19 protein-coding genes and 1 tRNA gene are annotated in these 23,750 nt (G+C 64.0%); 17 read left to right on the top strand and 3 right to left on the bottom strand.

The annotated features are described in order from the left end of the window. Positions 1-62 precede the first annotated feature (62 nt). The 7 genes from tpiA (at position 63) to ACTIFE_RS01975 (ending at position 5,811) form a co-directional block, all read left to right on the top strand. On the top strand, positions 63-833 hold the full coding sequence (gene tpiA / locus ACTIFE_RS02005; protein WP_439527491.1) for a triose-phosphate isomerase: 771 nt from the start codon (positions 63-65) through the stop codon (positions 831-833). Positions 834-951: 118 nt separating this feature from the next. Beyond that, positions 952-1,335 carry a preprotein translocase subunit SecG gene (gene secG / locus ACTIFE_RS02000; RefSeq protein ID WP_439527490.1) on the top strand — a complete coding sequence of 128 codons (384 nt, stop codon included), beginning with the start codon at positions 952-954 and terminating at the stop codon, positions 1,333-1,335. A 129-nt stretch (positions 1,336-1,464) separates the two neighbouring features. Next, positions 1,465-3,093: a CTP synthase gene (locus ACTIFE_RS01995; RefSeq protein ID WP_439527489.1), complete on the top strand. Its 1,629-nt coding sequence runs from the start codon at positions 1,465-1,467 to the stop codon at positions 3,091-3,093. A 19-nt stretch (positions 3,094-3,112) separates the two neighbouring features. Continuing rightward, on the top strand, positions 3,113-3,928 hold the full coding sequence (locus ACTIFE_RS01990) for a VOC family protein (protein ID WP_439527488.1): 816 nt from the start codon (positions 3,113-3,115) through the stop codon (positions 3,926-3,928). 177 nt (positions 3,929-4,105) lie between these two features. After that, positions 4,106-4,181, top strand: a tRNA-Lys gene (locus ACTIFE_RS01985). A 392-nt stretch (positions 4,182-4,573) separates the two neighbouring features. Continuing rightward, positions 4,574-4,873, top strand: coding sequence for a hypothetical protein (locus ACTIFE_RS01980; RefSeq protein ID WP_106754249.1), 300 nt, complete (start codon positions 4,574-4,576; stop codon positions 4,871-4,873). A 200-nt stretch (positions 4,874-5,073) separates the two neighbouring features. Continuing rightward, positions 5,074-5,811 carry a cytochrome c biogenesis CcdA family protein gene (locus ACTIFE_RS01975; protein WP_439527487.1) on the top strand — a complete coding sequence of 246 codons (738 nt, stop codon included), beginning with the start codon at positions 5,074-5,076 and terminating at the stop codon, positions 5,809-5,811. 2 nt (positions 5,812-5,813) lie between these two features. On the opposite strand, the gene ACTIFE_RS01970 is transcribed toward ACTIFE_RS01975, so the two are convergent. Then, positions 5,814-6,941, bottom strand: a complete 1,128-nt coding sequence (locus ACTIFE_RS01970) for an SPOR domain-containing protein (RefSeq protein ID WP_439527486.1) — start codon at positions 6,939-6,941, stop codon at positions 5,814-5,816. A gap of 244 nt (positions 6,942-7,185) precedes the next feature. Between ACTIFE_RS01970 and glmU the strand changes: the two genes are divergently transcribed. The 3 genes from glmU (at position 7,186) to ACTIFE_RS01955 (ending at position 10,904) form a co-directional block, all read left to right on the top strand. Continuing rightward, the gene (gene glmU, locus ACTIFE_RS01965) at positions 7,186-8,541 is read left to right on the top strand and encodes a bifunctional UDP-N-acetylglucosamine diphosphorylase/glucosamine-1-phosphate N-acetyltransferase GlmU (RefSeq protein ID WP_439527485.1); all 1,356 of its coding nucleotides are present in this window, start codon (positions 7,186-7,188) and stop codon (positions 8,539-8,541) included. A gap of 102 nt (positions 8,542-8,643) precedes the next feature. Further along, positions 8,644-10,470: a glutamine--fructose-6-phosphate transaminase (isomerizing) gene (glmS, locus tag ACTIFE_RS01960; protein WP_439527484.1), complete on the top strand. Its 1,827-nt coding sequence runs from the start codon at positions 8,644-8,646 to the stop codon at positions 10,468-10,470. Beyond that, positions 10,467-10,904: a GNAT family acetyltransferase gene (locus ACTIFE_RS01955; protein WP_439527483.1), complete on the top strand. Its 438-nt coding sequence runs from the start codon at positions 10,467-10,469 to the stop codon at positions 10,902-10,904. Before glmS ends, ACTIFE_RS01955 begins: the two co-directional genes overlap by 4 nt. Positions 10,905-10,943: 39 nt before the next feature. Here ACTIFE_RS01955 and ACTIFE_RS01950 read toward each other — a convergent pair whose 3' ends face one another. Further along, positions 10,944-11,312, bottom strand: coding sequence for a YbaN family protein (locus ACTIFE_RS01950; RefSeq protein WP_439527482.1), 369 nt, complete (start codon positions 11,310-11,312; stop codon positions 10,944-10,946). 231 nt (positions 11,313-11,543) lie between these two features. Further along, positions 11,544-13,646 carry an ATP-dependent DNA helicase RecG gene (gene recG / locus ACTIFE_RS01945; RefSeq protein ID WP_439527481.1) on the bottom strand — a complete coding sequence of 701 codons (2,103 nt, stop codon included), beginning with the start codon at positions 13,644-13,646 and terminating at the stop codon, positions 11,544-11,546. Between the two features lie 215 nt (positions 13,647-13,861). On the opposite strand from recG, the gene ACTIFE_RS01940 reads away from it, so the two are divergent. The 7 genes from ACTIFE_RS01940 (at position 13,862) to lpdA (ending at position 23,689) form a co-directional block, all read left to right on the top strand. Beyond that, positions 13,862-14,167: a succinate dehydrogenase assembly factor 2 gene (locus tag ACTIFE_RS01940; protein WP_439527480.1), complete on the top strand. Its 306-nt coding sequence runs from the start codon at positions 13,862-13,864 to the stop codon at positions 14,165-14,167. Positions 14,168-14,197: 30 nt separating this feature from the next. Then, positions 14,198-17,698 carry a transcription-repair coupling factor gene (mfd, locus tag ACTIFE_RS01935; protein WP_439527479.1) on the top strand — a complete coding sequence of 1,167 codons (3,501 nt, stop codon included), beginning with the start codon at positions 14,198-14,200 and terminating at the stop codon, positions 17,696-17,698. 135 nt (positions 17,699-17,833) lie between these two features. Then, entirely contained in the window at positions 17,834-18,160 is a 327-nt protein-coding gene (locus tag ACTIFE_RS01930; protein WP_439527478.1) for an FtsB family cell division protein, read from the top strand. Between the two features lie 184 nt (positions 18,161-18,344). Then, positions 18,345-19,397: a pyruvate dehydrogenase (acetyl-transferring) E1 component subunit alpha gene (pdhA, locus tag ACTIFE_RS01925; protein ID WP_439527477.1), complete on the top strand. Its 1,053-nt coding sequence runs from the start codon at positions 18,345-18,347 to the stop codon at positions 19,395-19,397. A gap of 14 nt (positions 19,398-19,411) precedes the next feature. Next, on the top strand, positions 19,412-20,794 hold the full coding sequence (locus ACTIFE_RS01920) for a pyruvate dehydrogenase complex E1 component subunit beta (protein WP_439527476.1): 1,383 nt from the start codon (positions 19,412-19,414) through the stop codon (positions 20,792-20,794). A gap of 16 nt (positions 20,795-20,810) precedes the next feature. Beyond that, positions 20,811-22,154, top strand: coding sequence for a pyruvate dehydrogenase complex dihydrolipoamide acetyltransferase (locus ACTIFE_RS01915; protein ID WP_439527475.1), 1,344 nt, complete (start codon positions 20,811-20,813; stop codon positions 22,152-22,154). A gap of 89 nt (positions 22,155-22,243) precedes the next feature. After that, positions 22,244-23,689, top strand: a complete 1,446-nt coding sequence (lpdA, locus tag ACTIFE_RS01910; RefSeq protein WP_439527474.1) for a dihydrolipoyl dehydrogenase — start codon at positions 22,244-22,246, stop codon at positions 23,687-23,689. Positions 23,690-23,750 lie beyond the last annotated feature (61 nt).

Below are 23,750 nucleotides of genomic sequence, written 5' to 3'. Positions count from 1 at the left end.
CCGCTAGCCAAGACGGCAAAGCAGCTTGACCTGCCGCCATTGGCAGTCCGGAGGAGTGCAAGATGACCGCAGCAAACACACATCCGATCCGCCCGCTGGTGGCCGGGAACTGGAAGATGAACGGCCTCAACGCGAACCGCGCTGAGTTCAAGGCGCTTGCTGCAGCGCTCTATCCGTCACTGACCCAAAAGGTCGATGTCATGATCTGCCCGCCGGCCACGCTGCTGGCGCCTCTGGCGGCTGATGCGGCATCGACAAAGATCGCAATGGGTGGCCAGGACTGCCATGCCAATGCCAAGGGCGCCCACACCGGGGATATCTCTGCCGAAATGCTGAAGGATGCCGGTGCCACGGCCGTGATCGTCGGCCACTCGGAACGGCGGGCTGATCACGGCGAGAGCGATGCAGCGGTGCGGGCCAAGGCGGAAGCTGCCTGGCGGGCCGGGCTTGTGGCGATCATCTGCGTCGGCGAGACCGAGGCCGAACGCAAGGCGGGCAAGACGATCGAGGTGGTCGCCGGCCAGATTGCCGGGTCCATTCCGGATGGCGCGACGGCGGCCAATACGGTCATAGCTTATGAGCCTGTCTGGGCCATCGGATCGGGTCTGACGCCGACCGTCGATGATGTCGCGGAAGTTCACACCGACTTGCGCGCCCGGCTTGCTGCCCGTTTTGGCGCGGAAGGGGCTGCGATGCGGCTTCTTTATGGGGGCTCGGTGAAGCCGGCTAATGCCGCCGAGTTGATGGCCGTGCCCAATGTCAACGGCGCGCTGGTTGGCGGTGCCAGCCTGAAAGCGGCGGATTTCCTCGGTATCATCGCCGCCTATCGCTGATCCTTGAGCGGAGAGCTGCTTTGCCACAGGCGCAGGGCAGCTCTTTTGCATCAAGGGTGGAAAGCCAGACACGAGTGGTGTAGAAGGCGCCAATCGTACAACAGAGTTTCGGTCCCAAATGGAAACGGTGGTCATCGTCATTCATCTGATGGTCGTGCTGGCCCTGGTGCTGGTCGTCCTTCTGCAGCGCTCCGAAGGCGGCGCGCTTGGCATGGGCGGCGGCGGTGGCGGCGGCGGCTTCATGACTGCGCGCGGCACGGCCAATGTGCTGACCCGTGCGACCTCGCTGCTCGCCGTGGCCTTTTTTGTCACGTCCATCTCGCTCACCCTCATCGCCAAGATGAACGACAGCCCGGCCTCGGTGCTCGACAGCCTGCCGACCTCGCAGACGCCTGCGACGCCGCTGGGCGGCGACACGCCGGCAACGGGTGGTGGCGTTCTGGATGCGCTGAAGCAGCAGAGCCCGCAACCGACCGGTCCGCAGGTTCCGGCGGCGCAGTAATGCGCCCCGGCCCAGCCGGCTCATCAGTCTGAATTTGCCCTGCGGCACCAATCGCAGGGCATTTTTATTGTGTCTAACCGCAAGACCCGTGTGGCCGACCCGGCCCAGGTCCCGTTAAGGTGTTGCTCCATGGCGCGATACATTTTCATCACTGGCGGCGTGGTTTCCTCCCTCGGCAAAGGCCTTGCCTCGGCAGCCCTCGGCGCACTCCTGCAGGCGCGCGGTTACACCGTCCGTCTTCGCAAGCTCGATCCCTATCTCAACGTCGATCCGGGCACGATGAGCCCGTATCAGCACGGCGAATGCTTCGTCACCGACGACGGTGCCGAGGCGGACCTTGATCTGGGCCATTACGAGCGCTTCACCGGACGTCCTGCGACCAAGCAGGACAACATCACCACCGGCCGCATCTATCAGGACATCATCGCCAAGGAACGCCGCGGCGACTACCTCGGTGGCACCGTACAGGTGATTCCCCATGTGACAGATGCCATCAAGGCCTTCGTGCTGGAGGGAAATGAGGACGTCGACTTCGTGCTGGTCGAGATCGGCGGCACGGTTGGTGATATCGAGGGGCTGCCCTTTTTCGAGGCGATCCGCCAACTGGGCAATGATCTGCCGCGCGGCCAGGTGATCTACATCCACCTGACCCTTATGCCGTATATTCCGAGCGCCGGCGAGATGAAGACCAAGCCGACGCAGCACTCGGTCAAGGAATTGCGCTCCATCGGCATCCAGCCGGACATCCTGATGATCCGCTGCGACCGCAAGATCCCGGACACCGAGCGGCGCAAGTTGTCCTTGTTCTGCAACGTGCGGGAAAGCGCGGTCATCCCAGCCTATGACGTGTCCTCGATCTATGACGTGCCGATCGCCTACCATAAGGAAGGCCTTGACGAGGAAGTGCTGAAGGCCTTCGGCATCACCGGAGCCCCGGCACCAAAGCTGGAAGGCTGGGAGGAAATTTCGCGCCGGATCGCCAATCCGGAAGGCGAGGTGACCATTGCCGTCGTTGGCAAGTACACGGTGCTGAAGGATGCCTACAAGTCGTTGATCGAGGCGCTTGTGCATGGCGGCATCGCCAACAATGTCAAGGTCAACCTCGAATGGATCGAATCGGAGACTTTCGAAAAGGAGGATCCGGGCCTCTACCTCGAAGGCGTTGCGGGCATCCTGGTGCCGGGTGGCTTCGGTGAGCGCGGTGCCGAAGGCAAGATCGCTGCGGCGCATTTCGCCCGTACCCGCAAGGTTCCGTATTTTGGCATCTGCTTCGGCATGCAGATGGCCGTGCTTGAGGCGGCCCGCAATCTCGCCGGCATCGCCAAGGCCAGTTCGACCGAGTTTAGCCCATCGTCCGAACCGGTTGTCGGCTTGATGACCGAATGGGTGCGCGGCAATGAAGTGGAGACGCGCGCGGACGGGGATGACCTCGGTGGCACCATGCGCCTCGGAGCCTATCAGGCCGCGCTGAAGCCTGGATCGCGCATCGCTGAAATCTATGGCACCACAACAATCTCGGAGCGCCATCGTCACCGCTACGAGGTGAATATCGCCTATCGCCCGACCCTGGAGAACTGCGGTCTCAGCTTTGCAGGTACCTCTCCGGACGGCGTGCTGCCGGAGACGGTCGAGATCGCCGACCATCCTTGGTTCATCGGCGTGCAGTATCATCCGGAGCTGAAGTCGCGGCCCTTTGAACCGCATCCGCTGTTTGCGTCTTTCATTGGCGCGGCCGTCAAGCGCAGCCGACTTGTCTGAGCCGGGCGGGGAGGGGCGGATGATCCGGGGTCTCGATCATGTCGTGGTGGCCGTGCGTGAACTTGATCAGGCCGCGGCCCACTACGAAGCACTGGGCTTTACCCTGACGCCGAAAGCCCGGCATCCCTGGGGCACGGAGAACCGGCTGGTCCAGCTTCAGGGCACCTTCCTGGAGTTGCTGACGGTGCCGGCCGGTGTCGATATTGCGGCACCAGGCCAGGGCGCGTTTTCCTTCGGTGCGTTCAACCGGGATTTTCTCGCCCGTGGCGAGGGGGCCTCGATGCTGGTGCTGGACAGCATTGATCCGGACGCGGACCGGACTGAGTTTGCTGCCGCCGGCTTGAAGGTGTTTGAGCCCTTCGGGTTTGAGCGGACGGCGACGGCCCCGGATGGCAGTGCCCGCAAGGTCGGCTTCGACCTGACCTTTACCCTTGATCCGGATGCGCCGGGAATCGGCTTCTTCACCTGCCGCAACCGCTATCCGGAAAACTTCTGGAAGCCCGAGTACCAGACGCATGCCAACGGCGCGCTGGAACTTGCCGATGTGATTCTGGTGGCGCGGGATCCGGCCGATCATCACGTGTTCCTGGAAGCCTTCACAGGGGTGCGTGAACTGCGTTCGACAAGTCTGGGCATTGAATGCCGGACCGCGCGTGGCCTGATCACCATCCTGTCACCGGTGGCATTTGAAGGCCTCTATGGGCTGACAATCCAGGGGGCAGGAACCTTGCCCTGCATTGCCGCAGTGCGCCTGACCGTGCCGGCAATCCAAACGCGCAAGGTCGTTGCTGCGGCTGAAAATTTTGGTCTCGGCCTGATCCTCGACCCAGCCTGACTAACCGGAGCCTGGAAACCGGCGACACGGCCGGTTTACGGGCCCTTCATCGCTTGCATGGCAGGCTATGGATCGTGGATAGCATGTTGTGTGTGTCATTTTCTGGGTTGCGCGCCGCGCCACTTGGACATAAACACACCGCCAACGCGGAGCCTGGCTCTGCGGTCCCTTAAGTGGGAGCGAGTAGCTCAGTTGGTAGAGCAACTGACTTTTAATCAGTTGGTCCGGGGTTCGAGCCCCCGCTCGCTCACCATTCCCCTTCTTTTTTGATGGCATCGCCCGGGCTTATCCAGTCTGGGCGTTTGTGTGTTCAGGCCACTGGACCGGGCAATCGATTTTCCATGGTACTGGGCCTGCACAGGGCAGTCCTGTTGCGGACCGGCTCACTGGCCGGAGGTCAGTTTGATGCCTGAAAGTTGCAACGCACACTTGGTGTGCTTCTGCAACTTCGGGGAAAGACGGACATCAATTCCATTTCAAATCCGGTCGGATTGTGTACAGTTCGGCGAAACAGTGGTTATTTGCTAGGAAATATACCTAGATTGGGCTGCGGCGTGAGATACCGGACGTAAAGGAAGATGTGTCAGCTTCGGTAGACAGGCGTGGTGCCAAAGGGCCGGGATGGCCGGCAGATGGGTTGAGGACATGCTGGACGCAACTGCAGATCATGCCGCCCTTGGCGCGGAGTTCGACTTCCTGAAGGGGCACATCGCAGCGACCATGACGCTGATCCATGCGCTGATCGATCAGGGGGCGGTGGACAGGGTTGCGCTGGACAGTTTTTTTGCCGGTTTCATGCACCAGCTGCCGCATAATCGCCAGACGCTGGCGCTGCGCACCGTGCTGGAACAATGGCGACAGGGGCTGCGCGACGGGCATGATGTGGCACAGCTGAACCGCCGCGTCTTTGAAGTCGTCAGGGGCGGTCTCAAGAACGACGCCTGACATTAGTGTTGTCTCTTCGACCTCACTCAATTCCTTCCTCGCTCGTCCGGGATGTCCGTCACTTCACGATGTGCCTGTGTTTGGTCCCGAACCTGTGACATGGCGGCACCTTTAGCTTTCACCGCGATGCCGGTAAAAGAGGTGGACGGTTTCTCGGCGATGTCGCCGATCCGCACGCACAGCCAGGGAATTCCATCACAATGATGCAGGACGTCACGCTCGTTGGAGCCGTCTTTGCCGGCCTTCTGTCCTTTGTCTCGCCCTGTGTCCTGCCGCTCGTGCCGCCGTATCTTGGCTATCTCGCCGGAACAAGCCTTGAGGAAGTTGCCGACGGCAGCGCTCCGACAGATGCAAGCCGCCGGGTGTTCCAGACGTCCATCGCCTTTGTCGCCGGATTCTCGACAGTGTTCGTGGCATTGGGGGCGAGCGCGTCCCTGGTCGGGCAGGCCGTCTCGCAATATATCGGGATCCTCAGCACCATTGCCGGCATCGTCATCATCGTGATGGGGCTGCATTTCCTGGGCGTGTTTCGCATTGCCCTGCTGTACCGCGAGGCGCGGGTGCAGGTGAACCGGAAGCCGGCGGGGTTGCCGGGGGCCTATGTGCTTGGCCTTGCCTTTGCCTTTGGCTGGACGCCCTGTATCGGGCCCATCCTTGCGGCGATCCTGTTCGTTGCCGGTGCCGAGGATACAGCTGCGCAAGGGGCGTTGCTGTTGTCGGCCTATGCCCTTGGCCTTGGCATTCCGTTCCTGGGCGCGGCTCTGTTTGCCGGACCGTTTCTCCGCTTCATGACACGGTTCCGCCGGCATATTGGCCGGGTGGAACAGGCGATGGGCGTGGTGATGATCCTCACAGGGATCCTGTTTCTCGGTGGCTGGATGCAGCAGGCCTCGTTCTGGCTGCTTGAAACATTTCCGGTGTTCAGCCAGATCGGGTGACCCTACTGGTCGTCCAGCGGCTCGCCGACAAAGAAGGTCGGACGGCAACTGGTGTTCCCGTCTTCGCTCAGGCGAAGGCAGGCAACAGCGGCCAGCGCTGCATTGGCAAAGGGGCCTGCCAGAAGCCTGACACCGTCCGCGCCCTCGACCGGGGCTGTCAGGGCACGCAGATCCGCCATGCGGTCTTGATGCGTGTCGCGGAAACCCGCCCAGGCGGCGTCAGCTTCGGCCCGGCTGGCGTAGCGCCCAATCTCGACGGCAAAATCGCTGCGACCGATCACCGTGCTGGAGCCAAGGGTCCGGCCGGACGGGTCGGCTGGCCGGATGACCATGGCGGCGGCTAGATCGCGGGTGATCGCCGGCGGGCTGACATCCGTCTGGGGAATGGATCCGGTCGCGACAGGTTCGGCTGAACTGGCCTTTGGTAAGTCGACGATCCGGACCGGTGTTGCCGGAGCGCGGGCGACCTTGACAGGCTCCGATGTCATCGCTTCCGGATTGCCACGGACAGGCGCAACGGCCGCTGGTGGCTCTATGCCAGCACGTGTCTCGGGCGCAGGCATGGTTTCGACGGGAACCGGCCGCGGAGCGGGGACAGCCCTGACCTTCTGGTCCGGCTTCGGCTTGTCTGGTGCCTTTGCGTCCGGTTGGGATTGGGGAACAGCGGGGCGCGGCGTGCGTTCAGCCTCTGGCGGAAGGGGGGCTCCCGATTTCTCCAGTGTCGCGATCCGGTCGGATTGGGCCCTGTTCTGCTCTGCAAGCATCTCGGAGCGGCGACGCAGGGCGACAAGTTCCCGCCGCAGCGTGTCCACCTGTGCTTCCATCAGCCGCATGGCCTCGGCATTGGCCATTCCACCTGTGGAAGGCATCACGCCCATTGTCACGGTCTCATCGTCAGCCACGATGCTGCCCGTCGGGCCAACACGGTCGGTTCCTCCCAATGGAAGCGGCAGCCCGGCGAAGGTACGGCTGTTGCGCTCGATATCCGGCGTTGGAGCAAAGTGGACCGCAGAGACGCCAACGATGCCAAACAGCACCGCTGCAAAGGACCAGCCGGCCAGAAGATAGCGCGACCGGAGCAAGGATGCTCCGGCCTCCGGCATCTCGGCGTCCTTCTGACGGCTACGCACGGCGGTTCTGTCCTGCCCTGAAACGAATCTTAGATCGCGACGCTGCCATCACAGCGCAAATATGGTTAACGAACAAGAAACCCGGATTGCCGCGAGGTGACAGGAGCTATTGACCTGTGGATCGCGGCATGAAACCCCTCTTGCGCCCCGGCGCAGAGATCGAAACAGTGCCGGCCTGAACTGACGCCATGCGGGCGATGTCCCGGAGATGGCGCAAGCGCCGACCGAGTGAAGAGGTAAGCTGATGTCTGATCGTTCCCTGCAGGCAATCGTTCTGGCCGCCGGGCTTGGCACACGGATGCGGTCCGCCGCCCCGAAGGTCATGCATGAGATCGGCAATCTGCCCATGGTCGGGCATGTGCTGAAGCGCGTGCAGCGCTACGACGGGGCAGGGATTGCCGTTGTCGTCGGACCGCAGATGCCGGATCTGGTCAAGCTGGTCGGCAAGCTGGCTCCGGGAGCGACCTGCCATGAACAGGTTGACCGCCTTGGCACCGCCCATGCCGTGCTGGCTGCACGCGATGTTCTCAAGCAACCGAAGGACGACGTGCTGGTCCTTTTCGGCGATACGCCGCTCGTCAGTGACGCCGCCGTCGACCGGGTCCGGGGCGGACTGGCGTCGGGGGCTGATGTGGTGGTGCTGGGCTTCGAGGCCGTCGATCCCTTCGGCTATGGCCGTCTGGTGATGAAGGGCGACGCGCTTCTGGCCATTCGCGAGGAGAAGGACGCAACCGAGGCCGAGCGGGCGATCACCTTCTGCAATTCCGGCATCATGGGCTTTCGCGGCACCATCGCGCTCGATCTGATTTCGGCCATCGGCAACACCAATGCAAAGGGCGAGTATTACCTCACCGATGCGGCCGAGCTTGGCCATGCCCGCGGGCTCAAGGTCATCGCCGTCTCGGCCAGCGAGGACGATGTGCGCGGCATCAACAATCGCGCGCAACTGGCTGAATGTGAAGCGATTTTCCAGAAGCGGATGCGGCAGGACGTGATGCTCTCCGGCGTCACGCTGCAGGCACCGGAGACCGTGTTCTTTTCGCATGACACGGTGCTGGGCGTTGATGTCACGGTTGAGCCGAATGTGGTGTTCGGGCCGGGTGTCACGGTCGAGGCAGGGGCGCGGATCCGGGCCTTCAGCCACCTGGAGGGGACTCATGTTGGGGCCGGATCGCTCATCGGTCCCTATGCGCGCCTGCGTCCCGGCGCAGTCCTTGCCGCCGACACGCATGTGGGCAATTTCGTCGAGATCAAGAACGCCAAGGTCGGGGCAGGGGCCAAGGTCAATCACCTCAGCTACATTGGCGATGCCAGCATTGGCGCACGTTCCAACATCGGCGCAGGCACCATCACCTGCAACTATGACGGCTACGGCAAATACAAGACCGAGATCGGCGAGGGCTGCTTCATCGGCTCCAACAGCACACTGGTGGCACCGATCCAGATTGGCGATGGCGCCTATATCGCGGCTGGCAGCACAGTTACTGAAGCGGTGCCGGTGGATGCGCTGGCCATCGGTCGGGCTCATCAGTCGGTAAAGCCCGAGCGCGCGAAAGAGTTGCGGGCAAGGTTCGCAGCGCGCAAGGCGGAAAAGTCGTGATCCTGGAACACATTGTCACGGTCTGAAACAAGGTTTTATTTCAATCCGCCAGCCTGCCTCGTCTAAGGGAAGCTGGCGGTTTCATTATAAGGGATGGATGGCATGTGCGGCATCATCGGGATTGTCGGGAAGTCGGGCGTTGCGCCGCAGCTTGTGGACGCGCTGAAGCGCCTTGAGTACCGCGGCTATGATTCCGCCGGTGTCGCCACCCTGGAGGCAGGCGTCCTCACCCGGCGCCGGGCCAGCGGCAAGCTGCGCAACCTCGAAGCGGTCCTGGACGGCAGCCCGCTCGGCGGTTCCATCGGTATCGGCCACACCCGCTGGGCCACCCATGGCGCGCCGACCGTCACCAACGCCCATCCACACCAGAGTGGCCGCGTCTGCGTCGTCCACAACGGCATCATCGAGAACTATCTCGCCCTGCGCGCCGAGGCCGTTGCTGCCGGCCTGTCACCGGTGACTGATACCGACACGGAAGTGGTCGCGCTCCTGACCGACCTCGAACTGCGCTCCGGCAAGAGCCCGGCGGATGCGGTTGCCGCCGTGCTGCCGCGCCTCAAGGGTGCCTTCTCGCTGGTGTTCCTGTTTGAGGGCGAGGACGATCTGCTGATCGGTGCCCGCAAGGGTTCGCCGCTTGCCGTCGGCCACGGCGAGGGCGAGATGTTCCTCGGCTCCGATGCCATTGCGCTATCCCCCTTCACCGACCGGATCACGTATCTGGAGGAAGGCGACTGGGCCGTCATCAGCCGCAAGGGCTGCAGCATCCACGACAGTGCAAACCGCGAGGTCGTCCGGCCGGAAAGCCGCTCCAGCGTCGGCGCGGCCATGATGGACAAGGGCAACTACCGCCACTACATGGCCAAGGAGATCCACGAACAGCCGGAGGTCATCGGCCACACGCTGTCGCGCTATCTGGATCTGGCCAACCACCGCGCCAAGCTGCCGGACGGCGCAAGCGCTGATTTCTCCAAGCTGACGCGCCTTGTCATGTCGGCCTGCGGCACGGCCTATTACGCCGGTCTCGTCGGCAAATACTGGTTCGAGAAATACGCGCGCCTGCCGGTCGAGATCGATGTCGCGTCCGAGTTTCGCTACCGCGAATTGCCGGTCAATGCGGGCGAGATGGCGCTGTTCATCTCCCAGTCCGGCGAGACGGCAGACACGCTGGCTTCGCTGCGCTACTGCAAGGCGCAAGGCCTGACGATCGGCGCCGTGGTCAACGTGCCGGAATCGACCATCGCCCGGGAATCCGACGTGGTGTTCCAGACCATCGCCGGTCCGGAAATTGGCGTTGCCTCGACCAAGGCCTTCACCTGCCAGCTGGCGGTGCTGGCCTCGCTCGCCATTCTGGCCGGACACCAGCGCGGCGTGCTCTCCGAAGCCCAGGAAGCCGAACTGGTCAAGGCGCTGGCCGAGGCACCGGGCCTGGCCCTCACCGCGCTGGCGCTGGAGCCGCGCATCGAGAAGCTCGCCCCCAGCCTGTCGCGGGCCTCGGATGTGCTTTATCTGGGCCGCAGCACCAATTACCCGCTTGCCCTGGAAGGCGCGCTGAAGCTCAAGGAACTGTCCTACATCCACGCCGAAGGCTATGCGGCCGGCGAGCTGAAGCATGGACCGATCGCGCTGATCGACGAGAACCTGCCGGTGATCGTCATCGCGCCGCATGACAGCGTCTACGAGAAGACCGTGTCGAACATGCAGGAAGTGGCCGCGCGCGGCGGGCGCATCCTGTTGATCACCGACGCGCAGGGCGCCGAGGCCTCGGGTCTGGCCGACAACGACCGGGTGATCATGCCGGCCGTTGCCGATATCGTCGCGCCAATCGTCTATTCGATCCCGATCCAGTTGATTGCCTATCACACGGCCGTTTTCATGGGCACGGACGTGGACCAGCCGCGCAACCTTGCCAAGTCGGTGACGGTGGAATGAGCCTGATCTTCGAGACCGTCATCGACACGTTTTCGGAAGGCGACCGGCACCGGGTCGTGCGCCTTTGGACCGACTGCGGCCTGACGCGGCCCTGGAACGATCCGGACAAGGACATCGACCGCAAGATGGCAGACAGCCCCTGGGGCTTTCTCGTGCTGCGCCAGGGCAATGGCATCATCGGCTCCGCCATGCTGGGCTATGACGGCCATCGCGGCTCGCTGTACTATCTCTGCGTTCACCCGGACCATCAGGGGCAGGGCCACGCCCGCCGCCTGATGGAGCACTGCGAAGCGCTGCTGATTGACCGTGGCTGCCCCAAGCTCAACCTGCTGGTTCGCAGTTCGAACCTTCCTGTGATGGCGTTCTACGACCGTATCGGCTATGCGCAGGACGATGTCATCTCGCTTGGCAAGCGGCTCATTCCTGACGCGTGAGCGCGCGCTGGGGTGGCCTAGAATCCACGACAGACCTGATCAGGTCTGCGGCCGCGACGGCCGGGTCACGACATAGGCAGCGCACCCCGCCATGATGGCCGCCACGATCAGCGCCAGCACGAGCCCGGCCCCGCTTGTGGCCAGAAACACCCCGTAACCGAGCACCATGCCGCCGACGGCCAGAGCCTTGGCGCGTGGCGGGATCACGCCGTGATTGCGCCAGGCGATGACCTGCGGCCCGACCACCGGATGCGCCAGGATCCTGGCTTCTAACTCCGGCGAGGAGCGGGCGAACATGGCGGCGGCGAGGATGAAGAAGATGGTCGAGGGCAGCAGCGGCAGCACTGCACCGACAAGGCCGGTGGCGACAAAGGCCAGGCCCGCGAGCTTGTAGGCGGTCCGTCGCACGTGCTGGGCTCCACTGTACGGCGGGTTAGGGAGGGACGCCGCCGGTTCAGACCGCTGCGGTGCAGCGGTTTCCTGTTGGCATAGCCGATTTGCTCCGCGCTGTCCAAAGCGCCGCAGCCCTGGCGACAAATTGCATCACCGAGTGGAGGTCCGGAAGCTGAGAAATCACTTTAAATGATATAAAATAATATTCAAAATCAATATGATATATAATAAATCTAAAGCAGAAGATTAGCCTGCCCGGAGCAGGCGGATCGCCTCGTCGCGGCTGAACAGATAGAGCAACGTCCGCAGCGCCGGACCGCGCGGGCCCTTCAGCTCCGGGTCCATTTCCAGGATAAGCCTTGCATCGTCGCGAGCGATTTCCATCAGGTCGGTGCGGGCGTCGCCGCGCGCCAGACGGAATCCTGGCGCACCGGACTGGCGGGTGCCGAGGATTTCGCCTTCGCCGCGCAGGCGCAGGTCTTCCTCGGCGATGACGAAGCCGTCGTTGGTCTCGCGCATCACGGCAAGGCGCGCCGCCGAGGTCTCGCCCAGCGGTCCCTTGTAGAGCAGCACGCAGGAGGACGGCTTGTCGCCGCGCCCGACACGACCGCGCAGCTGATGCAGCTGGGCAAGGCCGAAGCGCTCGGCGTGCTCGATGACGATGATCGTGGCATCGGGCACATCAACGCCCACTTCGATGACGGTGGTAGCCACCAGCACCCGGGCATGGCCCTCCTTGAAGGCCATCATTGCCGTGTCCTTGTCCTCGCCGCTCATCCGGCCGTGAACGAGGGCGACCGGAACCTTCAGCTCCTGCGACAGATGACGATGCCGGTCCTCGACGGCGGCAAGGTCGATCTTCTCGCTTTCCTCGACGAGGGGGCAGACCCAGTAGACCTTCTGGCCCTCGGCGACGGCCGCCTTGACGCGGGAGACCATCTCGCCCATCCGGTCGAGCGACACCGAGACCGTGGTGATCGGCTTTCGCCCCTTCGGCTTGTCGGTCAGGCGGGAGACGTCCATGTCGCCGAAATAGGTCAGAACCAGCGTGCGCGGGATCGGTGTTGCGGTCATCACCAGCACGTCGACGCCCTTGCCCTTGGAGGAGAGCGCCAGGCGCTGATGCACGCCAAAGCGGTGCTGCTCGTCGACCACGGCAATGCCGAGATTGGCGAACTCGACCGCGCCCTGGAAGAGAGCGTGGGTACCGACGGCAAGATCGATTTCGCCATTCGACAGCGCTGCCTGGGTCTCGCGCCGCTGCTTCGGCGTGTCGCGTCCGGTCAGGAGCGCAATCCGGATGCCGGCCGCCTCGCACAGGGGCGCCATCGAGGCAAAATGCTGGCGCGCGAGAATTTCGGTCGGGGCCATCATCGCCGCCTGCGCGCCGGACTCGATCACAGCAGCCATGGCAAGCAGGCCGACGATGGTCTTGCCGGCGCCCACGTCCCCCTGCAGCAGGCGGAGCATGCGCTGCGGGCTGCGCAGATCGGCCTCGATTTCGGCCACCGCCTCTGCCTGGCCGCCGGTCAGCTGATAGGGCAGGGCCGCCAGGATGCGGGCCTTCAGCTCACCGGTCGTCATGCGCGGTTCGCCATCCAGCCGGCGCATGGTTGCGCGGACGAGTGCAAGCGCCAGCTGGTTGGCGAGATACTCGTCATAGGCAAGGCGCGACAGGGCCGGGGAGGCGGGGTCAAGATCGCGCGCGCCGTCCGGCCGGTGCACCCGCTTCAGTGCCTCATCGAAATCGGGCCAGGATTGGCGGGCGCGGAACTCCGGATCGAGCCAGTCCGCAAACACGGGCAGCCGATCCAGCGCGCCGGCGATGCCTTTCAGCAAGGTGCGCTGTGCAAGCCCTGCGGTCATCGGATAGACCGGCTCGATGGCCGGCATGGTCTCGGCCTCTTCCGGCGTCAGCACATAGTCGGGATGGACCATCTGCGGCCGTTCGGAGAACCACTCGACCTTGCCGGAAATGATCCGCCTGCCGCCCACAGGCAGCACCTTTTCCAGCCAGTCCTGCCGCGGATGGAAGAACACCAGCGCGATGGATCCGGTCGCATCCGCGGCGATCACCTTGTAAGGCGCCCGGCTGCCACGCGGGGTGGGCATGTGCCGCTCGACGCGCACGTCCAGGGTCACCGTGTCGCCGTTCTCGGAATAGGCGATGCCCGGACGGCGGCTGCGGTCGATAACCGCATGGGGCAGGTGGAAGGCAAGGTCCAGCACGGTGGCCTCGCGTCCAGGGGCCGTATCCAGCAAGGTCTCCAACAGCTTGGCAATCTTCGGCCCGATGCCGGGCAGCACCGAGACAGGAGCAAACAGGGGATCGAGCAGGGACGGGCGCATGGGCGAGGATCTGTCTTCAGTCGGTCGCGATGGGTCAGACCAGCGTTCTGCACCCTTTGCTTTCGCCTTGCAACGCGGGAAGGTCAGTCCGATCAGTTGTTCTGCTGAGTGTTCAGGACTGACATCGTGCCAGCACAGCGCTATAAGCCCTCAGACATTCCCCGCTCCGGCATGCAACCCGCATCCGGATCAAGCTCGATTCGTCAGGATCCGCCATGACAGACAGCGCCAACGCTCCCGCCGACCCCTCCGGCGACGGTGAACTCGACACCCGCCGCAAGCGCATCCTGTTCCGCACCCTGCATCGCGGTATGAAGGAAATGGACATGCTGCTCGGCGGCTTCACCAAGGCCGAGATCGCGCGGCTGAGCGAAGCGGAGCTGGACGAGCTGGAAGAGATCATCCCGATCAACGATCAGGATCTCTACGCCTGGATCACAGGACGCAAGCCGCTGCCGGAGGAATGGAACCGGCCGCTGTTCCGCAAGATGCTGGCCTTCCACGACATCACCCTCGGCTGATTGCCGCAAAACCTCCCGGGAACCCAAGCCGTGTTCGAGACGCTCTTCCGCGACCGCGCCAATATCACCCTTGCCAGCGTTCCGGATGGAGCCGAGGCACTGGCGCTCGCGCGCATCCTGGGGCAGGCGCCGAAGGATGGGCTGGCAGCCGTCTTCGTCGCACGGGACGCCGGCCGGGCGCAGGGCGTCATCGAGGCGCTGAGCTACTTTGCGCCAGACGTCGAGGCTCTGTCCCTGCCGGCCTGGGATTGCCTTCCCTATGACCGCGTCTCACCGAACCCGGCGATCAGCGCCCGCCGGCTGCTTGTGCTGGGCCAGCTCGCGCGGGGCATTCCCGCCGGGTCCGGCCAGAAGGTGCTGGTGACAACGGTCAACGCAGCGCTGCAGCGCCTGCCGGAACGGGCCTGGGTGGCGGCCCAAACATTTTCGATGGCACCGGGCAACCGCATCGACCTGACGAAGATTGCCGCCTGGCTGGAACTCAATGGCTTCTCGCGCACGCCGACCGTCCGCGAGACCGGCGAATACGCGGTGCGCGGCGGCATCATCGATCTCTATGCGCCCGGCGCAGACGATCCGGTCCGGCTGGATTTCTTTGGCGACACGCTGGAATCGATCCGCGCCTTTGATACCGAAAGCCAGCGCACCACGAAGCAGCTGAGGCGGCTGGAACTGGTGCCGATGAGCGAGGTGGTTCTGGGCGAGGAGGCGATCTCGCGCTTCCGCCGCAACTATCTCGCCCGCTTCGGTGCCGCCCGGCGCGAGGATGTCCTCTATCAGTCTGTCAGTGACGGTCGCCGCTATGCCGGCATGGAGCACTGGCTGCCGCTGTTCCACGAGCACCTCGAAACCCTGTTCGACTATATCGGCGACGCACCGGTCGTGCTTGATGCCATGTCGGGCGATGCCATCCGCGAGCGGCTTGATCAGATCAACGAGCATCACGCCGCCCGCAAGGACGCGCTCGAGAACGGTCACCTGGCCGGCGCGGTGCCCTACATGCCGGTGGAGCCGCAGGCGCTCTATCCGGTCGGGACGGAATGGACCGTCCGGCTCGCCGACAGTGCCAGCTGCCAGATCGATCCCTTCACGCCGCCGCCGGGGTCTGGCCGGACGGTGATCGACTTCGGCGGCCGTCAGGGTCGCAGCTTTGCCGCCGAGCGCGCAGCCGGCGACGTGAACATCTTCGACGCGCTGGTGAAACATGTCCGGGCGCTGCACAAGGACCAGCGCCGGGTGGTCATCGCCTGCTGGAGCGAGGGCTCGCGCGACCGGCTTGGCCAGATCCTCGGCGATCACGGACTTGACCTGCCGATGCCGGCCGAACGGGTGGCGGATCTGGATACCCTGCCGCCGCGCGCCACGGCGCTCAGCATTCTCGGCCTGGAGCAGGGCTTCGAGGTCGACCGGCTGGTCTTCATCTCCGAGCAGGACATCCTGGGCGACCGCTTGGTGCGCAAGGGCCGGCGCAAGGCCAAGGGCGCCAATGTCCTGACCGAGGCCACAAGCCTCTCGGAAGGCGACCTCGTCGTCCATGTCGACCACGGCATCGGCCGCTTCATCGGCCTCAAGACCATCGAGGCGCTCGGCGCGCCGCATGACTGTCTGGAGCTGCAATATCAGGGCGGCGACAAGCTGTACCTTCCGGTCGAGAACATCGAGCTGCTGACACGCTTCGGCTCAGAAGACACCGACGTCATGCTCGACAAGCTGGGCGGTGGGGCCTGGCAGGCGCGCAAGGCGCGGATGAAGAAGCGCATCCTCGAGATCGCCGACGGCCTGATCAAGACCGCCGCTGCCCGTGCGCTGAAGACCGCGCCGGTGGTCGAGGTGCCGGAAGGGGTCTATGACGAATTCTCGACCCGTTTCCCTTACGAGGAGACGGAAGACCAGCTGACCGCCATCGACGCGGTGTTCCAGGATCTGGCGGCTGGCCGGCCGATGGATCGCCTCGTCTGCGGCGACGTCGGTTTCGGCAAGACGGAAGTGGCGCTGCGCGCCGCCTTCGTCGCCGCCATGTCCGGGCGCCAGGTGGCTGTGGTAGTCCCGACAACGCTGCTGGCACGCCAGCATTATCGCACTTTTGCCACCCGCTTCCATGGCCTGCCGATCAATGTCGCCCATGCCTCGCGCCTCGTCAGCCCGAAAGACCTTTCGGCGGCCAAGAAGGGCGTCGAGGACGGCTCCATTGATATCGTCGTCGGCACTCATGCCTTGTTGGGCGCCGGCGTCAAGTTTCGCGACCTTGGCCTGCTCATCATCGACGAGGAGCAGCATTTCGGCGTCAAGCACAAGGAACGGCTGAAGGAACTGAAGTCCGACGTGCACGTCCTGACCCTGTCGGCAACGCCGATCCCGCGCACCTTGCAGCAGGCATTGACGGGCCTGCGTGAACTGTCGCTCATCGCCACGCCGCCGGTGGACCGGCTTGCCGTGCGCACCTTCGTCTCGCCCTTCGATCCGCTGGTCGTGCGTGAGGCCCTGCTGCGCGAACATTATCGCGGCGGCCAGAGCTTCTATGTCTGCCCGCGCGTTTCGGATCTTGCCGAGCAGGCAGAGTTCCTGGCCGCCAGCGTGCCGGAAGTGAAGGTAGCCACCGCCCATGGCCAGATGGCGCCCGGCCAGCTCGAGGACGTGATGAACGCCTTCTACGAGGGCAAGTATGACGTGCTGCTGTCGACGACAATCGTCGAATCAGGTCTAGACATCCCGACCGCCAACACGCTGATCGTGCACCGGGCCGACATGTTCGGCCTTGCCCAGATGTACCAGCTGCGCGGCCGCGTCGGCCGGTCGAAGACCCGAGCCTATGCGCTCTTCACGGTTCCGGCCAACAAGCCGATGACGGCAACCGCGGAACGGCGGCTCAAGGTGCTTCAGTCGCTGGAAAATCTGGGCGCCGGCTTCCAGCTCGCCAGCCACGACCTCGACATTCGCGGGGCCGGCAATCTGCTGGGCGAGGAACAGTCCGGCCACATCAAGGAAGTCGGCTACGAACTCTATCAGCAGATGCTGGAAGAGGCGGTTGCCCAGCTCAAGGATGGCGGCGACGAGATCGGCGAGGACCAGTGGTCGCCGCAGATCAATGTCGGCACGCCCGTGCTGATTCCCGAAAGCTATGTTCCCGACCTGCAGCTGCGCCTGTCGCTGTACCGCCGCCTGGCGGATCTGACGGAAGCCCAGGAGATTGATGCCTTCGGCGCGGAGATGATCGACCGGTTCGGCCCGCTGCCGGAAGAGGTCGGGCATCTCCTGAAGATCGTCTACATCAAGGGCCTGTGCCGCAAGGCGAATGTGGAGAAGGTCGATTCGGGTCCGAAGGGCATCGTCATCACGTTCCGGAGGCAGCAATTCGCCAATCCGGCGGGGCTTGTCGCCTATATCGCGGAGCAGGGCTCGCTCGCGAAGATCCGGCCGGATCAGAAGGTCGTGCTGTCGCGCGACTGGGACAAGGCGGACGACCGGCTCAAGGGCACGGCGACCATCATGACGAAACTGGCCCGTCTGGCGGCCCCGCCCAAGGCCGCCTGACGGGAGGGCCTCTCCGAGACGGTACCTGATAATGAAGGCTTTTCCCGCCGTGTTCATATCAGGTGAAAGGGTCTGTTAAGGCAGATCCGGCACAGTAGGTCTTCAAGGCCCATTGTCCCGTGTAGGTCGTCCCGCGTGTCTGCTACCACCCGTCAGCGCAAGAAGTCTGTCCTCCGCCGATTTGTCATCCCGGTCGCGGCGAGCGCCGTGCTGGCTTATTTTGCCTATCATGCGGTGAACGGTGAATTTGGAATGGCCGGCCGCGAGCGGATCGAGCATCAGGTTGCAGCCCTTGAGACGGAACTGGCTGATCTCGTCTCCGAGCGGGAGCATCTGGCCGGTCGCGTCAGCCTTCTGCGTCCCGAGAGCCTGGATCCGGACATGGTGGACGAGCGGGCCCGGGCAAATCTCAATGTTGTTCATGTCAATGAACTCGCCATCCTGCGCCCTGCTGCAAGATGAGTTAATAACCAAAATTCGGTTGATTTCGCTGAGATAACCACAAACTGGTTTATTTCTTTTTTTCTCGCTTATCCAATACGTTATTCGAATTTCCTTCCCAACCCACCTCCTCTTGGATTGACAAGGATCGCGGGTTACCTTCCGCTTGCTTTCCTAGGGGAAACGCCACGCAGAGACGAGGGTCATGGCCGCAACGAACAAGTCTTCCGCCGGTACGCGCGCGAAAGGCGCCACCCGGTCCAGCGGCGCCGCCAATCCGGCCGCGCCCGCCATCGCTGAGTTCACCAAAGAGGACGAACTCCACGCCTATCGCGAAATGCTGCTGATCCGCCGCTTCGAGGAGAAGGCGGGACAGCTTTACGGCATGGGCCTCATCGGCGGCTTCTGCCACCTCTACATTGGTCAGGAAGCTGTCGTCGTCGGCATGCAGATGGCCAAGAAGGACGGTGACCAGATGATCACCGGCTACCGCGACCACGGCCACATGCTGGCCATGGACCTTGACCCGAAGGGCGTCATGGCCGAGCTGACTGGCCGCCGGGGCGGCCTGTCGAAGGGCAAGGGCGGCTCCATGCACATGTTCTCCAAGGAGAAGCACTTCTACGGCGGCCACGGCATCGTCGGCGCGCAGGTTGCGCTTGGCACCGGCATCGGCTTTGCCAACAAGTACACCGGCAATGGCAATGTCTCGATGGCCTTCTTCGGCGACGGCGCGTCCAACCAGGGCCAGGTCTACGAGAGCTTCAATATGGCCGAGCTGTGGAAGCTGCCGGTCATTTATGTGATCGAAAATAACAAGTACGGCATGGGCACCAGCGTCGAGCGCGCCTCCGCCATGACCGACCTGTCCCAGCGCGGTCTGTCCTTCGGCATTCCGGGCGAGCAGGTCGACGGCATGGACGTGCGCGCCGTGAAGGCGGCCTCCGACCGGGCGCTGGCCTGGTGCCGCGAAGGCAAGGGCCCGTACATCCTGGAAATGATCACTTACCGCTACCGTGGTCACTCCATGTCCGACCCGGCGAAGTATCGCTCCAAGGACGAAGTGCAGAAGATGCGTACCGAGCACGACCCGATCGAGCAGGTCCGCGTGCGTCTGATGGAAAACGGCTGGGCCACGGATGACGACCTCAAGGCAATCGACCGCGATGTGCGCGCGATTGTCGCCGAGGCGGCCGAATTCGCCCAGAACGATCCGGAGCCGGATGTGTCCGAGCTCTACACCGACATTCTGCTCTAAGGCCGGGGGATACCATGCCGATCAACATTCTGATGCCGGCTCTCTCTCCGACCATGGAAGAGGGCAAGCTCGCCAAGTGGCTGAAGGCCGAGGGCGACGCCATCAAGGCCGGCGATGTCATCGCCGAAATCGAGACTGACAAGGCAACCATGGAAGTGGAAGCCGTCGACGAGGGCACGCTTGGCAAGATCCTCGTGGCCGAGGGCAGCGAGAACGTGAAGGTGAACACGCCGATCGCCGTTCTCCTGGCCGAAGGCGAAGATGCCTCCGCAGCAACTGCTGCACCCGCACCGGCGCCCGCCGCTGCCCCGGCTGCTGCGCCTGCGCCTGCGCCGGTTGCCGCTGCAGCTCCGGTTCCGGCTGCTCCCGTCACCTCCGGTTCTGCCGACAGCGATGCGCCGGCCGGCACCGAGATGGTCTCCATGACCGTTCGCGAAGCGCTGCGCGACGCGATGGCCGAGGAAATGCGGGCCGATGACCGCGTCTTCGTCATGGGCGAGGAAGTGGCCGAGTACCAGGGCGCCTACAAGATCACGCAAGGGCTGCTGGACGAATTCGGCGCCCGCCGCGTCATCGACACCCCGATCACCGAGCACGGCTTTGCCGGTCTTGGCGTTGGCGCTGCGATGGCTGGCCTGAAGCCGATCGTCGAGTTCATGACGTTCAACTTCGCCATGCAGGCGATCGACCACATCATCAACTCCGCTGCCAAGACGCTCTACATGTCTGGTGGCCAGATGGGTGCTCCGATTGTCTTCCGCGGTCCGAACGGCGCTGCCGCCCGCGTCGGCGCGCAGCACAGCCAGGACTATGCCTCCTGGTATGCCCATATCCCGGGCCTTAAGGTGATCCAGCCGTGGTCGGCCGCCGATGCGAAGGGCCTCTTGAAGGCTGCCATCCGCGATCCGAACCCGGTCGTCTTCCTGGAAAACGAGATCCTCTACGGCCAGTCCTTCGAGGTGCCGAAGGTCGACGATTTTGTCCTGCCAATCGGCAAGGCCAAGATCGAGCGCGCCGGCACGGACGTGACCATCGTTTCCTGGGGCATCGGCATGACCTATGTCATGAAGGCCGTGGACGAACTGGCGGCCCAGGGCATTTCGGCGGAAGTCGTGAACCTGCGCACCATCCGTCCGCTCGACATCGACACGGTATTGGCCTCGGTCCGTAAGACCGGCCGCTGCGTCACCGTCGAGGAAGCCTTCCCGGTCTGCTCGGTGTCGTCGGAAATCGGCTACCAGGTCCAGGAAAAGGCCTTCGACTACCTCGACGCCCCGATCCTGCGCGTCACCGGCAAGGACGTTCCGATGCCCTATGCCGCCAACCTTGAAAAGCTGGCGCTGCCGACGGTCAAGGACGTTATCGATGCGGTGAAAGCCGTCACCTACAAGGCCTGAGGCGAGGGAGGCACAGATGCCGATCAACATCACCATGCCGGCCCTCTCTCCCACCATGGAAGAGGGCAATCTGGCCAAGTGGCTGGTCAAGGAAGGCGACAAGGTTTCTTCCGGCGACGTGATCGCCGAGATCGAGACCGACAAGGCGACCATGGAGGTGGAAGCCGTCGATGAGGGCACCATCGCCAAGATCCTGGTTCCGGCCGGATCTCAGGGCGTCAAGGTCAACACGGTGATCGCCGTGCTGGCCGCTGAGGGCGAAGATGCGTCAACGGCTTCGGCTGCCCCGGCTGCAACTCCGGCTGCAGCGCCGGCTCCGGCCGCCCCAGCTGCAGCACCGGTTGCTGCCGCCGCTCCTGCTGCAGCGGCACCTGCCGCAGCGCCTGCGTCCGGTGGGGCAAGGGTCTTCGCCTCGCCGCTCGCCCGGCGTCTCGCGGCCCAGAACGGGCTCGACCTTCATGCCATCGCCGGCTCCGGCCCGCATGGTCGTGTCGTCCAGCGCGACATCGAAGCGGCCCTGAAGTCGGGAACAGGCAAGGCGGCTCCGGCCGCTGCCGCCGCCCCGGCTCCAATTGTCGCACCTGCAGCTCCGGCTGCTGCCCCGGCGATGGCCACCGGCGCTTCGAAGGAACAGGTGCTCAAGCTCTTCGCCGAAGGCTCCTACGAGCTCGTGCCGCATGACGGCATGCGCAAGACCATCGCCAAGCGCCTCACCGAGTCCAAGCAGACGATTCCGCACTTCTACGTGTCGGTCGACTGCGAGCTCGACGCGCTCTTGGCCCTGCGCACCCAGCTCAATGATGCTGCGCCGAAGTCCAAGGACGGCAAGCCGACCTACAAGCTCTCGGTCAACGACATGGTCATCAAGGCCCTGGCGCTGGCCCTGCGCGATGTGCCGGACGCCAACGTGTCCTGGACCGACGACGCCATGGTCAAGCACAAGCACGCCGATGTCGGCGTTGCCGTGTCGATCCCGGGCGGCCTGATCACCCCGATCATCCGCAGCGCCGAGCAGAAGGCCCTGTCCACCATCTCCAACGAGATGAAGGACCTCGGCCAGCGCGCCAAGGACCGCAAGCTGAAGCCGGAAGAGTACCAGGGCGGCACCACCGCCGTGTCCAACATGGGCATGATGGGCGTGAAGAGCTTCTCGGCCGTCGTCAACCCGCCGCATGCGACCATTCTGGCCGTCGGCGCGGGGGAACAGCGTCCTGTCGTCAAGAACGGCGCCCTGGCGGTTGCCACCGTCATGACCGTCACGCTCTCGACCGACCACCGCTGCGTCGACGGCGCCCTCGGCGCGGAACTTCTCGGGGCCTTCCGGGGCTACATCGAGAACCCGATGAGCATGCTGGTCTGAGTGACCTCAGCGAGGCCCCGGCTGGTCCGGGGCCTTTCTTCCTTTTTTGGCACACGCAAAATTCCTGCGAAACAGGCGAGGGAACTTCCATGGCCGACAGCTATGACGTCCTCATCATCGGCTCCGGACCCGGCGGCTACGTCACCGCGATCCGTGCGGCCCAGCTGGGCTTCAAGACTGCCATCGTCGAGCGCGAGCATCTCGGCGGCATCTGCCTCAACTGGGGCTGCATCCCGACCAAGGCGCTGCTGCGCTCGGCCGAAATCCTCGATCACGCCAACCACGCCAAGTCCTACGGCCTGACGCTGGAAGGCAGGATAACGGCCGACGTCAAGGACGTGGTCGCCCGCTCGCGCGGCGTCTCGGCCCGTCTCAATGCCGGCGTCGGCTTCCTGATGAAGAAGAACAAGATCGACGTCATCTGGGGTGAGGCCAAGCTCACCAAGCCGGGTGAGGTCGTGGTGGCGAAATCCTCCAAGCCTGCGGTCGAGCCGCAGCACCCCGCGCCCAAGGGCGTGAAGGGGGAGGGCACCTACACCGCCAAGCACATCATCGTCGCCACCGGCGCCCGTCCGCGCGCGCTGCCGGGCATCGAGCCGGATGGCAAGCTGATCTGGACCTATTTCGAGGCGATGAAGCCGGACTTCATGCCGAAGTCGCTGGTCGTCATGGGCTCGGGCGCCATCGGTATCGAGTTTGCGTCCTTCTACCGCTCCATGGGCGTGGACGTGACCGTCGTCGAGGTCATGCCGCAGGTGATGCCGGTGGAAGACGCCGAGATTTCGGCGATCGCCCGCAAGGCGCTGGAAAAGCGCGGCCTGAAGATCATGACCGAAGCCAAGGTTGCCAAGGTCGTGAAGGGTGCCAATTCCATCACCGCCCATGTGGAAACCAAGGACGGCAAGGTGACCGAGATCACCGCTGACCGCCTGATCTCCGCCGTCGGCGTGCAGGGCAACATCGAGAACCTCGGCCTTGAGGCCCTCGGCGTGAAGACCGACCGTGGCTGCGTCGTGATCGACGGTTATGGCCGCACCAATGTGCCCGGTCTCTATGCCATTGGCGATGTGGCTGGTCCTCCGATGCTCGCCCACAAGGCCGAGCATGAAGGCGTCATCTGCATTGAGAAGATCGCCGGCCTGCCGAATGTCCATCCGATGGACAAGGGCAAGATCCCGGGCTGCACCTATTGCAATCCGCAGGTCGCCTCTGTTGGTCTGACGGAAGCCAAGGCCAAGGAACTCGGCCGCGAGATCCGCGTCGGCCGTTTCTCCTTCGGCGCCAACGGCAAGGCGATTGCGCTGGGTGAGGACAACGGCCTCATCAAGACGATCTTCGACAAGAAGACCGGCGAGCTGATCGGCGCGCACATGGTCGGCACGGAAGTGACCGAGCTGATCCAGGGCTTCGTCGTCGCCATGAACCTGGAGACGACCGAGGAAGACCTGATGCACACGATCTTCCCGCATCCGACGCTTTCTGAGATGATGAAGGAAAGCGTTCTGGACGCCTACGGGCGCGCCCTCAATGCTTGATGGGAAAGCCGCTGTCCCCGGCGGCGGCTTTCATTTTTGTTTCTTTGAAGGTTGAGGTGTT

The organism is Pannonibacter sp. (genome assembly GCF_051860505.1).
Lineage (GTDB): Bacteria > Pseudomonadota > Alphaproteobacteria > Rhizobiales > Stappiaceae > Pannonibacter.
The sequence above is the reverse complement of the archived record's forward strand: the minus strand, read 5'-3'. Positions and strand labels throughout refer to the sequence as shown.